This window comes from Propionicimonas sp. (assembly GCF_047606205.1).
Classification (GTDB): Bacteria; Actinomycetota; Actinomycetes; order Propionibacteriales; family Propionibacteriaceae; genus Propionicimonas.
The window spans coordinates 1-12,899 of sequence record NZ_JASGES010000223.1 but is presented as its reverse complement, the minus strand read 5'-3'; the positions used below and the strand labels follow the sequence as shown (position 1 = coordinate 12,899).

The 12,899-nt window shown below is 72.7% G+C and carries 11 protein-coding genes; 3 read left to right on the top strand and 8 right to left on the bottom strand.

Annotated features, from left to right (window positions below):
* Nucleotides 1-59 precede the first annotated feature (59 nt).
* Complete coding sequence (locus tag QM633_RS13970) at nucleotides 60-1,715, bottom strand: FAD-binding protein (RefSeq protein ID WP_415154372.1); 1,656 nt, start codon at nucleotides 1,713-1,715, stop codon at nucleotides 60-62.
* 55 nt (nucleotides 1,716-1,770) lie between these two features.
* Between QM633_RS13970 and QM633_RS13965 the strand changes: the two genes are divergently transcribed.
* Nucleotides 1,771-2,343 carry a TetR/AcrR family transcriptional regulator gene (locus QM633_RS13965; protein WP_415154371.1) on the top strand — a complete coding sequence of 191 codons (573 nt, stop codon included), beginning with the start codon at nucleotides 1,771-1,773 and terminating at the stop codon, nucleotides 2,341-2,343.
* A gap of 17 nt (nucleotides 2,344-2,360) precedes the next feature.
* On the opposite strand, the gene folP is transcribed toward QM633_RS13965, so the two are convergent.
* Nucleotides 2,361-3,281 (bottom strand): dihydropteroate synthase, encoded by a 921-nt coding sequence (folP, locus tag QM633_RS13960; protein ID WP_415154370.1) that lies wholly within the window; start codon nucleotides 3,279-3,281, stop codon nucleotides 2,361-2,363.
* Between the two features lie 161 nt (nucleotides 3,282-3,442).
* Between folP and QM633_RS13955 the strand changes: the two genes are divergently transcribed.
* On the top strand, nucleotides 3,443-3,823 hold the full coding sequence (locus QM633_RS13955) for a DUF5684 domain-containing protein (protein WP_415154369.1): 381 nt from the start codon (nucleotides 3,443-3,445) through the stop codon (nucleotides 3,821-3,823).
* A gap of 3 nt (nucleotides 3,824-3,826) precedes the next feature.
* On the opposite strand, the gene QM633_RS13950 is transcribed toward QM633_RS13955, so the two are convergent.
* The 4 genes from QM633_RS13950 to QM633_RS13935 are packed head-to-tail and all read right to left on the bottom strand — an operon-like array spanning nucleotide 3,827 to nucleotide 7,279.
* On the bottom strand, nucleotides 3,827-4,432 hold the full coding sequence (locus QM633_RS13950; protein ID WP_415154368.1) for a response regulator: 606 nt from the start codon (nucleotides 4,430-4,432) through the stop codon (nucleotides 3,827-3,829).
* Entirely contained in the window at nucleotides 4,429-5,547 is a 1,119-nt protein-coding gene (locus QM633_RS13945) for a sensor histidine kinase (protein ID WP_415154367.1), read from the bottom strand. Before QM633_RS13945 ends, QM633_RS13950 begins: the two co-directional genes overlap by 4 nt.
* 32 nt (nucleotides 5,548-5,579) lie before the next feature.
* A complete protein-coding gene (locus QM633_RS13940; protein ID WP_415154366.1) occupies nucleotides 5,580-6,353 on the bottom strand; it encodes an ABC transporter permease in 774 nt (257 codons plus the stop codon).
* Complete coding sequence (locus QM633_RS13935) at nucleotides 6,350-7,279, bottom strand: ABC transporter ATP-binding protein (RefSeq protein ID WP_415154365.1); 930 nt, start codon at nucleotides 7,277-7,279, stop codon at nucleotides 6,350-6,352. The genes QM633_RS13940 and QM633_RS13935 overlap by 4 nt, the downstream gene beginning before the upstream one ends.
* 151 nt (nucleotides 7,280-7,430) lie before the next feature.
* Here QM633_RS13935 and QM633_RS13930 point away from each other — a divergent pair, with 151 nt between their 5' ends.
* A complete protein-coding gene (locus tag QM633_RS13930) occupies nucleotides 7,431-8,858 on the top strand; it encodes a DUF2252 domain-containing protein (RefSeq protein ID WP_415154364.1) in 1,428 nt (475 codons plus the stop codon).
* A gap of 111 nt (nucleotides 8,859-8,969) precedes the next feature.
* Here QM633_RS13930 and QM633_RS13925 read toward each other — a convergent pair whose 3' ends face one another.
* Both QM633_RS13925 and QM633_RS13920 read right to left on the bottom strand, forming a co-directional pair.
* A complete protein-coding gene (locus tag QM633_RS13925; RefSeq protein ID WP_415154363.1) occupies nucleotides 8,970-12,356 on the bottom strand; it encodes a pyruvate carboxylase in 3,387 nt (1,128 codons plus the stop codon).
* Nucleotides 12,357-12,461: 105 nt separating this feature from the next.
* On the bottom strand, nucleotides 12,462-12,899 hold a 438-nt coding region (locus tag QM633_RS13920; protein ID WP_415154362.1), incomplete at its 5' end, for a patatin-like phospholipase family protein.

Genomic DNA, 12,899 nt, shown 5'->3' with positions numbered 1-12,899 from the left:
CCGGGGCGGCGAACACCCGGCGAGCCGGCGCCGCCCCCCGTGTCGCCGATCCCGTGCCCTCAGGCCCGGCCGGCCGCGTGCAGCGCGGCACGGTGGCCGAACACGGCGGCCGGCCCGAGCGTCGAGCCCGGGCCCGGGTACGTGCGTCCCATCACCGACGCGGAGTTGTTGCCCGCCGCATACAGGCCCTCGATCACCGAGCCGTCCTCGCGCAGCACACGGGCGTTTTCGTCGGTGACCAGGCCGCCCTTGGTCCCGAGATCGCCCGGCACCACCCGGACGGCCTCGAACGGGCCCTTCTCCAGCGGGCCGAGGTTCGGGTTCGGACGCACCAGCGGATCGCCGTAGTAGCGGTCGTACGCGGAGTTGCCGCGTCCGAAATCGGCGTCGATGCCGGAGCGGGCGAAACCGTTGAACCGCCGGACGGTCGCAGCGAGGCGGCTCGGGTCCACCCCGATCCGCAGCGCGAGGTCGGCCAGGGTCGGAGCCTTGACCATGATCCCGGCCTGCGTCATCGCGGTGGTCGCCCTCGGGTCGAGCGCGTACGAGCGCAGGTAGCGGCGGGCGTGCCGTGCGTCGGAGACCATCCAGGAGGAGCCGGGGACGCGCTTCGCGTGCTCGAGCAGGTGGTGGCCCAGGTCGACGTAGGACTCCGACTCGTTGGCGAACCGCTCACCCGCCGCGTCCACGATGATCGTGAACGGCATCGAGCGCTCGCTGACGAGGAAGGCCGCGGACGCGTCCGGCGTGGCCGGGGGGATCGACCCGCCCCACCAGGCGTCGTCCATCAGGTCGAGCGCCGCACCGATCCGGCGGGCGACCTCGATCGCGGTGCCGAGGTTGCCCCGCGAGCCGGACGAGCCGGTCCCGTCGACGGCCTGGTAGCGCTCGCGCCACTCGGTGTTGTGGTCGAAGCCCCCACCGCCGAGCACCACGCCCCGTTCCGCGCGGATCGAGGTGGTCCGCCCGCCGCTCGTGGTGCGGACGCCGCGCACCCGGCCATCGTCGACGACGAGTTCGGTCACCGGCGAGGAGAGCCGGACCTCCACGCCCAGGCGCAGCGCGACCTCCAGCAGCGCCGCGGTCACGGCCGAGCCCATGCCGACGCTCTTCTGCCGGCGCACCAGGCTGCCCAGGGTCCGGAACACGACCCGCGCACCGCGGGTGAAGCCGCCCGGCGTCGACCAGGCCCTCGACAGCAGCCAGAAGTCGTCGGTCTTCACCGGCGCCGGGACGCCGGAGCCGTTGCCGCGGGAGGTCTGCCACCACTCGCCGATCCGGCGGACGTCGAAGGGCTCCACCTCGATCGCCCTGCCGATCTTGCCGCCAGGGAGTTCGGGGTAGTAGTCGGGATAGTCCTTCGACCGCGCGAAGTGCACGCCGTGTCGCTCGGCGAGTTCGACGAACCCCCCGACCCCGTCGACGAAGGCCTCCTTGCGCGCCCGCGAGGTGGCCGGCCCGGCGTCTCCCACGGTCTCCTCGAGGTAGGTCAGAGCCTCCTCGCGGGAGTCGGCCACTCCGTCCCGCTTCATCAGCGGGTTGTCCGGCAGCCACAGGCCACCGCCCGACATCGAGCTGCTCCCACCCCACCGGTCGGTGCTCTCCAGCATCAGCACGGTCAGGCCCGCGTCGGCCGCGGTGACGGCGGCGGCGAGCGCGGCCACGCCGGTTCCGGCGACGATCAGGTCGACGGCTTCATCCCACTGGTCGGTCATGACATCTCCGTATCCGTTGCAACCGGACATCTGTGTCCGGTTTACACTCTCCAGCATGCCCGCACCCGCAAGCCCGCACAACAGGGGACCCGCCGCCGCCGGCGAGAACCGGGCAGCGATCCTCGCCGCGGCACGCCGACTGTTCGCCGAGCAGGGCTACCACGTGCCGCTCAATGCGATCGCGAAGGCCGCCGGCGTCGGGCAGGGCGTGCTCTACCGGCACTTCCCGGACCGCGGGACGCTGGCCGGGGCGGTCTTCAAGGACAACTTCGTCGAGCTGGAGCGGCTCGCGGCCGCCACCCCCGGGCCGGACTGCTTCGGAATGCTGTGGCGACAGATCGTCGCGTACTCGGTCGCGTCCAGCGCCTTCGTGGAGATGGTCATCGACGCGCGCACCCCACTCCCCTCCGACGTGAGCGAGCAACGCCTGATCGCCCTGGTCACCGATCCGCTCGCCCGGGCGCAGGCAGCCGGCCTCGCCGACCCGGCCTGGACGCCGGGCGACATCCTGCTGTTCGAGCACATGATCCACGGCGTCGTGATCGCCCAGTCCGACCCCGCCGACACGATGGACGCCGTCCGCCGTGCCCTCGACCTGATCGACCCGCGGCTCGCCGACCTCGACTGATCTGCGCGCTCCGGCGCTCAGGCGGAGGGCTCGCCGCGCACCGCGAGCAGCGGCGGGCGATCGCCGCGGATCGATGCCACCATGTCGACGACCTGACGGGTCGCGGCGACGTCGTGGGCGCGGAAGACCACCGTCCCCAGCCAGCCGGCCACCGCGGTGGCGGCCAGGGTCCCGAACAGCCGCCCGTCGACGGGCAGGCCGAGCGTCTCGCCGACGAAGTCCTTGCGGGACAGTGCCTGCAGGACCGGAAAGCCCAGCGCCGCGACCGCCCCGGTCGCCCGCAGGACCCGCAGCGAGTGGCGGGTGGTCTTGCCGAAGTCGAGGGTGGGGTCGACCAGCACCCGCTCCGCCGGCACGCCCGCCGCGATCGCCCGCCCGGCTCCTGCGGAGAGCGTGGCGAGCACGTCACGGGTGACGTCGTCGGCGTCCGGCCCGTAGTCGATGTCCACCGGATCGGTGCGCGGGGGCAGCCCCCCGGTGTGGGAGACCACGTAGCCGGCGCGGAGTTCGGCGGCAACGTGGACGAGGTCCGGGTCCGCTCCGGCCCAGGTGTCGTTGACCAGGTCGACCTCCGCCTCCGCGCAGGCGGAGGCGACCTCCGAGCGCCACGTGTCGAGGCTCAGCACGAGCTCGGGGTGCCGCTCGCGGACGGCGAGCAGGAACGGCCGCACCCGCCCGATCTCGGCGGCGGCGCTGACCACCTCGCCCTCCTGCCCCGCCCGCACACCACCGACATCGACCAGGTCGGCACCCTCGGCGACGAGCCGGTCGACCGCCTCCAGGCCCGGTCCGAGGTCGGTGAACCGGGCGGCGGCGTAGAACGAGTCCGGGGTCCGGTTCACGATCCCCATCACGGCGGGGTGGGACGCGTCGAAGCGGCGTCCGCGCAGCACGAGGGTCGCGGTGGGAACAGGAGGGCTCGGCCAGGTTTCGCTCACGACCCCACTCTGCCGCGTCCACCGTGCCCGCCCGCCGCCGGCACCAGAAGTGTCGGCGAATCCGGCGACCACCGCGACGGGACACCCCGCGGAGGCGCGGATGGCCGCCCTCCCAGGGCGGCGGACACTACGCTGTCGGCACCCGAACCCAGGAGGCCCCGATGCGTCCCGACTCCGACTCCGCAGCCCAGGCACTGCTGTCACTGCCCGTCATGCTCGTCTCGATCGTGATCGGCCTGCTCACGCTGATCGCGCTGTGGAACCTGTTCGTCAAGGCCGGCGAGCACGGCTGGGCGGCGATCGTGCCGTTCTACAACACCTACGTGCAGTTCCGCGTCGCCGGCTTCAACCCGTGGCTGTTCCTGCTGTTGCTGGTGCCGTTGGTGAACGTGGTCATGGTGATCTTCGTCCAGTACCGGATCGGCAGGGCGTTCGGGAAGAGCCCGGTCTGGTCCGTCTTCCTGATGGTGATCCTGCCCACGATCGGCCTGCTCATCCTCGGCTTCGGCAGCGCCCGCTACGACCGCTCCCTGGTGGCCTGAGGCTCACAGCCAGCCGTTCTCCTCGGCGATCCGGACGGCCTCGGCGCGGTTCCTGGCACTGGTCTTGCCGATGGCGGCCGACAGGTGGTTGCGCACCGTCCCCTCGCTGAGGAACAGCCGGGAGGCGAGCACCGCGACACTGGCCCCGTCCCGCGCCGCCCGCAGGACCTCGGTCTCCCGTTCGGTCAGTGGCGACTCTCCGGCCACCAGGCTGTCCGCGGCGAGGACGGGATCGACGACCCGCAGCCCGGCGTGGACGCGGCGGACCGCGTCGGCCAGTCTCGCCGCCGGTGTGTCCTTGACGACGAAACCGCTCGCCCCGGCCCGGAGCGCCCGGCGCAGGTAGCCCGGCCGCCCGAAGGTGGTCACGATCAGCACCCGGACGCCCGGGAACTCGGCGCGTACCGCGGCCGCGGCGGCGATCCCGTCCATGCCGGGCATCTCGACATCCAGCAGCGCGACGTCGGGGTGCTCGCGTCGGACGGCGTCCAGCACCGCCTCGCCCGAGCCGACCTCGGCGACGACCTCGAGATCGGGTTCGAGGTTCAGCAGCGCGGCGAGCGCTCCGCGCACCAGGGCCTGGTCGTCGGCCAGCAGGACGCGGATCATCCTCGCGCCACCACCCGCAGTGCGAACCCCGGGTGGAGCCGCTCGGTGACCACCGTGGCCTCCGCTCCGGACGCCCGCTCGCGGAGGCCGACCAGGCCGTGGCCCCCGCCGGGGTCGCCGGCGCCGCGGCCGTCGTCGGACACCTCCACCGCGGACGCGGACAGCCGCACCCGGCAGTGTTCGGCGCCCGAATGGCGGATCACGTTGGTGACGCCTTCGCGAATCGTCCAGGCGAAGAGTTCGCGCAGGTGGCTGGGCACCGCGTCGGTGGAGTTGGGCAGGTCGGCCTCGATCCCCGCCGAGGCCAGCGCCGCCCTGGCCCGGGCGATCTCGCCGGACAGCGACGGCTGCCGGTAGCCCGACACGGCCTGCCGGACATCGGCCAGCGCGTCCCGGGACAGCCGCTCCAGTTCGCCGATCTCCGCCCGCGCCCGCGGCGGGTCGGCGTCGAAGAGGCGCCCGGCCAGTTCGGCCTTCACCGCGATCACGGTGAGCGAGTGGCCGAGGATGTCGTGCAGGTCGCGGGCGAACCGGTTGCGCTCCTCCTCGACGGCGAGCCGGGCGTTCTCCTCCCGGGCCAGCACCAGGTCGCGGTTGCGCGCGATCATCTGCTGGACGCCCCACATCGCGATCCCCGCGGCGGCGATCGCCATGGTGAGACTGGGGTCCGGCTGCCAGCCGGGCACGCTCCGGCCGGCCACGTCGTTGCCGACAGCGCTGACCACCACCAGTGCCAGGCCGGCCCGCAGCGGCAACACCTGCATCGCGGTGGCCACCAGGAAGACCAGGGTGGAGGTGCCCTCCTGGCCGAGCGTCCAGATCACCAGACCGGCCAGCACCACCATCACCGCCAGCAGGACCAGGCCGAGCCGCGGCGCCGCCGCGCCGGGCTGCCAGCGCAGCGTCCGGATCCGGGCGAACACCCACAGGTAGCAGCCGACGAAGCCGGCGAGCGCCGCGAGGGCGATCCACCCCATCGGGGTGTCCCGGATCGCCCAGGCGCGCTGCACCGTGGTGGCGAGGAATGCCAGCCAGATCCCGGCGAAGAGCACGCCGACCCAGCCCGTGGGCCGGTCGCGGACCTGCCCGGGCACGTCCGGGACGCGGCCAGCCATGGTGCCCACGCTACGACGGATCTCCCCGGTCCTCACCCGCGGGCGGTGTCCTTGCTCATCCGCCAGGCCGCGCCGGCGACGAAGAGGGCCAGCCACACCACGGCGTTGACGACGGCGTACCAGGGCAGCTCGCCGGTGAGCGGGAAGCGGCTGATCTCTGCCACGCCGAACATCGGCGTGAACGCGGACACCGTCCACATCAGGGTGCCCTGCGGGATCGGGATGAAGACGTTGCCGAGGAAGGCGAGCGCCGCCATGCCCGGGCCGAGGAACTGCATGGCGTTCTCGCCGGGAACCAGGTAGCCGACGAACACCCCGAGCGCGGCGAAGGTCAGCGTGCAGACGACGGTGAGCAGGCCGCAGGCCAGCCAGGTGCCGAGCGGCATCTGCGCCCGTCCCTGGGCCACGCCGATCAGGTTCACCACCGTGATCGCCACCACGCCCATCGAGAGCGCGCACAGCGACTTGGTGAACACGTAGGCCGCCGGACGCAGCGGGGTCAGTCGGAGCTGCCGCGACCAGCCCTGCGCCCGCTCCATCGCGACGGACGCGCCCGTGCTGGCCGAGATCATCGACGCGCCGTACAACGCCATCGCGACCAGGATGTACGCGGCCACGTTGCCCTGGCCGACCGACTCGTTCCTGTCATCCTGGCCGCCGAAGGCCAGCAGCATCATGCCGGGGAAGGCGAACGTGAAGATCAGCGTGCGCCGGTTGCGCAGCAGGCGCTTCAGCTCGATGCCGAGCAGCGTGCGGTTGAAGCCGCCCCAGCGCGGGACGGTGCGGGTGAGGTCCATGGTGGTCATCGGTCGGCCTTTCCGGTCAGGCTCAGGAAGGCCTCTTCCAGGCCCTTGGCGGTGATCTCGACGTCCTTCGCCGAGGTGTGGGTGAACAGGTGCCGCGCGACAGCGTCCGAGTCCTGGGCATGGATCACGACGGTGTCGCCGCGCAACTCGAGGGAGTCGACGCCGGGCACCCGGGAGAGTTCGCGGGCGTCCGCGCCGGGCAGGGTGGCCCGGATCGTCCGGCCGCTGGCCAGGGCCCGGATCTGCGGGCCGGAGCCGTCGGCGACCACGCGCCCGGCGCTGAGCAGGACGATCCGGTCGGCGTACTGGTCTGCCTCCTCCAGGTAGTGGGTGGCGAACAGGACGGTGCGGCCCAGGGCTGCGTCCGCGCGGATCGCCTGCCAGAAGGCGCGCCGGCCCTCCACGTCCATGCCGGTGGTGGGTTCGTCGAGCAGCAGCAGGGCCGGGTCGGGCAGCAGCGCGAGGGCGAACCGCAGTCGCTGCTGCTCCCCGCCTGAACACGTGCCCACCTTCCGGTCGGCGATACCGGTGATCCCGGCGACCTCCAGCACCGCGGCCACGCTCTGGGTGGACGCGAACAGGCTCGCCACGTAGGCGACGGTCTCGCCGACGGTGAGATCCTTCAGCAGGCCACCGGTCTGCATGACGGCCGAGACCAGGCCGCGGGCGATCGCCTCCCGGGGCGGCAGGCCGAGCACCTCGACCCGTCCCGCGGTGGGCCGGGACAGGCCGAGCACCATGTCGATCGTGGTGGTCTTGCCCGCGCCGTTCGGGCCGAGGAAAGCGACCACCTCGCCCTGGCCGATCTCGAGGTCGAGGTCGCGGACGGCCTGCACGTCACCGAAACTGCGGCTCACCCCGCGCAGCGCGATCGCCGGGGCGGTGGCCCGCAGCGCCGGGGCCGGCGTGTTGATCAATTGCGTCATACCCACCAGCGTGGCCGGCGACGATGTCTGGTTCCTCCGGCAGCCGTCACGACCTGTCCGTGACAAATGTCAGTCGCGAGGCTGGTCACCGGCTCCCGTGCGGCGGCAAGATGGCCCGATCAGCGCCGATCGCGGCCGGTCAGGAGGTGCCATGACGCACAGGGTGCTGCCCACCCGCGCCGACGGCTTCGGCTCGGTGCGCGAGGCCCCGTCGAGCCGCGCGGACCGGTTCGCCCTGGGTCGCTCGTTGCGGGCGAAGGTGCCCTACGACGCCCTCGGCGAGTGGGCGGAGACCCCCGCCCGGTTCGACCCGATCGCCCTGATCGCGATGAGCCACGTGGGACGTGTCGCCGACCTGGTCGGCATCCGGGTCGCCCGGATGGCCACCACCCCGTACGGCTTCTACCGCGGGTCGGCCGTGGTGATGGCCGCGGACGTGGCGTCCCTGCCCTCGACCGGCATCCACCCGGTGATCTGCGGGGACGCGCATCTGGGCAACTTCGGCTTCTACCGCTCGCCCGAGGGCGCCCAGGTGATCGACCTGAACGACTTCGACGAGGCCCACCCCGGGGCGTGGGAGTGGGACGTGCGCCGGCTGGTCGCCAGCGTCTGGGTGGCCGGACGCGAGAACGGCTACAGCGAGGACGCCTGCGCCGCGTCCGTGCGCTCCTGTGTGGTGGAGTACGCGGCCGAGGTCGACAAGCTGGCGACGCTGCCGCTGCTGGCACGCTCGTACAACCGCCTCGACGTGTCGCACCTCAAGGACTCCGTGCAGGAGCGGACGCTCCGGGAGGAGATCAAGCGTGCGGCCAGGACGGCGCGCAAACGCACCAGCGACCGGGTGCTGCCCAAGCTGACCGAGGAGGTCGACGGACACCGTCTGATCGTGCCGGAACCACCGCTGACCACCTCCGTCGGGCCTCAGGAGGCGGACGCGATCGCGGCAGGTCTCGACGACTACCTGGGCACCCTGGTGCCGCACTGGCGGCGGGTCGTCGGTGGCTACACGGTCGAGGACGTCGCGCACCGGGTGGTCGGGGTGGGCTCGGTGGGCCTGCGCGCGTACGTCGTGCTCCTGGTCGGGTCGAGCCCCGACGACGTGCTGTTCCTGCAGCTCAAGCAGGCGCGGCGTTCGGTGCTGGCACGGTTCGTGCACGGCGAGGAGGCGTGGCACGCCCACCAGGGTCAGCGCGTGGTGGAGTACCAGCAGGCGCTGCAGACGGTGAGCGACCCGCTGCTGGGCTGGACGACGATCGACGGCCGCGAGTACTACGTGCGCCAGTTCCGGAACATGAAGGGGACGGTGCCGCTGAACGCGATCCGCGAGGACGCGCTGAGCGACTACGCGGGCATCGTCGGGCGGCTGCTGGCGAAGGGGCACGCCCGCACTTCCGGGGCGTCCATGATCTCGGGCTACCTCGGGGACGGGTACGCCGCCGGCGAGGCACTGGCGCGGTTCGCGCGGCTCTACGCCGACCAGACCGAGGCCGACTGGGCGACCCTGGTGGCGGCGGCGAGGGCCGGCAAACTCCCGATGGCCGACGACGCCCACATGGCCTCCGCGTTCCGGCCGGGCTGAACGGGAAAGGAACCGTCCCCTGAATGGAATCGGGGACGGTTCCTTTCCCGTTCGCTGGTCCGTCCCCTTTCCCGTTCACGAGGCTCCCCTGGCGGAGGGCCGCCGCGCCGGTCAGGCGATCTCGAGGAGGAGGTCGCCTCCCTCGACGGCCTGGGCGTGACCGATCGCCACGCGCTTGACGGTGCCGGCGACCGGGGTGGTGATCGCCGCCTCCATCTTCATGGCCTCGATCGTGGCGACCTGCTGGCCGGCGGTGACCTCGTCCCCCGCCTTGACGATCAGCGTCACGACGCCGGCGAACGGCGCCGGCACCTGCCCGGGCGTGGACGCGTCCGCGCGCTCGGCGGTGGCCACGGTGGACGTCACCGACTCGTCCCTGACCGAGATCACCCGCATCTGGCCGTTCACCGTGCAGATCACCTGGCGCATCCCCCTGTCGTCGGCCTCGCCGATCGCGGAGATGCCCAGCAGCAGCGACTTGCCGCGCTCGATCTGCACCTCAACCTCCTGGCCCTGGCGGACGCCGTGCAGGAACTCGGTCGTGGGCACCACCGACAGCTCCGAGTAGGCCTCGACGGCGTCCTCGTAGTCGCGCAGCGGCCCGGGGAACAACAGCCGGTTCAGCGTCCGGCGAGGCGTGGCCGCCAGGTCGGCGGCATCCGCCTCGGACAGCTCGGTCACCACCGGCCTGGTCACCCGGCCGGCGAGCGCCTTGGTGCGGAACGGCTCGGGCCAGCCGCCGGGCGGGTCGCCCAGGTCCCCGTTCAGGAAGCCGATCACCGAGTCGGGGATGTCGTACCTCTCCGGGTGCTCCTCGAAGTCGGACGGATCGGCGTTGCGTCCGACCAGCGCCAGCGCCAGGTCGCCGACCACCTTCGAGGACGGGGTGACCTTGACGATGTTGCCCAGGATCCGGTTGGCCGCCGCATACATGTCCTCGATCGCCTCGAAGCGGTTGCCGAGGCCCAGCGCGATCGCCTGCTGGCGCAGGTTCGACAGCTGCCCACCGGGGATCTCGTGGTGGTACACGCGTCCGGTCGGGCCGGGCAGACCGGACTCGAACGGCGCGTACAGCGTCCGGACCGCCTCCCAGTACGGTTCCAGCGCCTCGACGGCCTCCAGCGACAGCCCGGTGTCGCGGTCGGTGTCCTCCAGCGCGGCCACCAGCGCCGACATCGACACCTGCGACGTCGTGCCCGCCATGGACGCCGCCGCGACGTCCACCGCGTCCACGCCTGCGCCGATGGCCGCGAGCAGCGTGCCCAGCTGGCCGCCGGCGGTGTCGTGAGTGTGCAGGTGCACGGGCAGGTCGAAGTTCGACCGCAGCGCCGTGACCAGCTTCGCCGCGGCGGGCGCGCGCAGCAGGCCGGCCATGTCCTTGATCGCGAGCACGTGCGCCCCGGCGGCGACCAGCTGCTCGGCCAGGCTCAGGTAGTAGTCCAGCGTGTACAGCTTCTCGCCGGGGCTGGTCATGTTCCCCGTGTAGCACAGCGCCGCCTCGGCGACCGCGTGGTCGGTCTCGAGCACGGCCTCCACAGCCGGCCGGATCTGGTCGACATTGTTCAGCGCGTCGAAGATCCGGAACACGTCCAGCCCGGAACGGGCCGCCTCGTGCACGAACGCCCGGGTCACCGCCAGCGGGTAGGGCGTGTAGCCGACGGTGTTGCGGCCGCGCAGCAGCATCTGCAGCGGGATGTTCGGCATGGCCGCGTGCAGCGCGTCCAGCCGGTCCCACGGGTCCTCCTTGAGGAACCGCAACGCCACGTCGTAGGTCGCCCCTCCCCACGCCTCGACACTCAGCAGCTGCGGCAGCGTCCGGGCGATCACCGGGGCCACGTGCAGCAGGTCACGGGTGCGGACGCGGGTGGCCAGCAACGACTGGTGGGCGTCCCTGAACGTGGTGTCGGTCACCGCGACCGGCGTCTGGGCGCGCAACTCGGCCGCCCACGCCGCGGGGCCCCCCTCGAGCAGCCGCTGTCGCGAACCGGCCGGCGGCGGCGCGGCGACCACCTCCCTGCCGAGCACGGGCAGCTTCTCCTGCGGGCGCAGGGTGGTGCGCGCCCGCCCGTTCGGCGTGTTCACGCTGACCTCGGCGAGGTAGGTCAGCAGCTTCGTCCCCCGGTCTGCGGGGATGTGGTAGTGCAGCAGGTAGGGCCGGTCGTCGATGAAGCTGGTGTTCGTGTGGCCGGCCAGGAAGTCCGGATCGGAGATCACCGCCTCGAGGAACGGGATGTTCGTCGACACCCCGCGGATCCGGAACTCGCTCAGCGCCCGGTAGGCCCGCCGCGCCGCCGAGCGCAGGTCGGTACCGCGGCAGGTCAGCTTGACCAGCATCGAGTCGAAGTGCGCGCCGACCGTCGAGCCGGCGAAGACCACCCCGCCGTCGAGGCGGACGCCGGCGCCGCCCGGCGTCCGGTACACCGAGATCGTGCCGGTGTCGGGACGGAAGCCGTTCTCCGGGTCCTCGGTGGTGATCCGGCACTGCAGCGCCGCGCCGCGCACCGTGATCGCGTCCTGGCTGAGGCCGAGGTCGGCGAGGGTCTCGCCGGCGGCGATCCGGACCTGGGAGCTGACCAGGTCCACATTGGTGACCTCCTCGGTCACCGTGTGCTCGACCTGGATGCGCGGGTTCATCTCGATGAAGACGTAGCGACCGTCCTCGCCGAGGAGGAACTCGACCGTGCCCGCGTTGATGTAGCCGATGTGACGGGCGAACCGGACGGCGTCCTCGCAGATCCGCATCCGCAGCTCCGGGTCGAGGTTCGGGGCGGGTGCGAGCTCGACCACCTTCTGGTGGCGTCGCTGCACTGAGCAGTCCCGCTCGTACAGGTGGATCACCTGGCCGGTCGCGTCGCCGAGCACCTGCACCTCGATGTGCCGGGGCCGCACCACCGCCTGCTCGAGGTACATCCGGGCGTCGCCGAACGCCGACTCCGCCTCACGCATCGCCTCGGCGAGCGCCGCCGGGAGCTTCTCGGGGTCGTCCACCCTGCGCATGCCGCGCCCGCCGCCGCCGCTGACGGCCTTCACGAAGACGGGGAAGCCGACCTCCTGCGACGCGGCGACCAGGGTGTCCACGTCGTCGCTGGGTTCTGACCCGCGCAGCGTCGGCAGGCCCGCCTCGCGGGCCGCCGCGATCGCCCGTGCCTTGTTGCCGGTGAGCTCGAGCACCTCGTGGGAGGGCCCGATGAACGTGATCCCGGCCTCCTCGCAGGCCTGGGCGAGGTCGGGATTCTCCGAGAGGAAGCCGTAGCCGGGGTAGATGGCGTCGGCGCCGGCGTGCCGGGCCGCCTCGATCACGCCGGCCACGTCGAGGTAGGCGCGGACCGGATGTCCCTTCTCGCCGATCTCGTAGGACTCGTCCGCCTTCAGCCGGTACTCGGCGTGCCGGTCCTCGTAGGGGAACACCGCCACGGTGCCCACCCCCAACTCGGTGGCGGCGCGGAACGCCCTGACGGCGATCTCGCCCCGGTTCGCGACCAGGATCTTGCGGAACATCGAGCCTCCCTGTCGTGTGGGCGTCCGCAAACTGTATTCCCCGCGGGCGCGATCTCACTCGTCCTCGCCCGGATTCGTCGTCCCGGCGACGCCGACGCCCGCGGCTCAGGAGAGGCTGTCGTCCGCGCTCCAGACCTGTCCGATCCGGACGGCGTGGCGCCCACCCAGCCTGCGGCCCGCGTCGAACGCGGCCGGCACCCGCCCGGCCGCCAGCGGGTCCAGCCCGATGGCGCGGCGCCCGTCGGAGTCGGGGGTGAGCAGGGCGACCGTCACCCCGGCACGGCGCAGTTGGGCGGCCTGGTCCGCGGGCCGGCGGTGGGCCCGGACGGAGCCGGTGAGCGGGGCGAGCGCGACCACCGCCCGCGCCGAACCGGCGACGTCGAGGTTGGCCGGGGAGCGCAGGCCGCCGTCGATGAACAGGTGGCCGTCGATCCGCACGGCGGGCAGGACGCCCGGGATCGCGCAACTCGCTGCGACGGCGGCAGCGAGGTCGGCGGGCCGGGCGGCGCTGAGGAAGGCCGGCCGTCCGGTCGCGGCGTCGGT

Bases quoted from the DNA above. Each gene is read 5' to 3' on its own strand.
- QM633_RS13935 (WP_415154365.1), bottom strand. From the start codon at position 7,279: ATGACGCAATTGATCAACACGCCGGCCCCGGCGCTGCGGGCCACCGCC.
- QM633_RS13945 (WP_415154367.1), bottom strand. From the start codon at position 5,547: ATGGCTGGCCGCGTCCCGGACGTGCCCGGGCAGGTCCGCGACCGGCCC.
- QM633_RS13930 (WP_415154364.1), top strand. From the start codon at position 7,431: ATGACGCACAGGGTGCTGCCCACCCGCGCCGACGGCTTCGGCTCGGTG.
- QM633_RS13965 (WP_415154371.1), top strand. From the start codon at position 1,771: ATGCCCGCACCCGCAAGCCCGCACAACAGGGGACCCGCCGCCGCCGGC.
- QM633_RS13950 (WP_415154368.1), bottom strand. From the start codon at position 4,432: ATGATCCGCGTCCTGCTGGCCGACGACCAGGCCCTGGTGCGCGGAGCG.
- QM633_RS13970 (WP_415154372.1), bottom strand. From the start codon at position 1,715: ATGACCGACCAGTGGGATGAAGCCGTCGACCTGATCGTCGCCGGAACC.
- QM633_RS13925 (WP_415154363.1), bottom strand. From the start codon at position 12,356: ATGTTCCGCAAGATCCTGGTCGCGAACCGGGGCGAGATCGCCGTCAGG.
- QM633_RS13955 (WP_415154369.1), top strand. From the start codon at position 3,443: ATGCGTCCCGACTCCGACTCCGCAGCCCAGGCACTGCTGTCACTGCCC.
- QM633_RS13940 (WP_415154366.1), bottom strand. From the start codon at position 6,353: ATGACCACCATGGACCTCACCCGCACCGTCCCGCGCTGGGGCGGCTTC.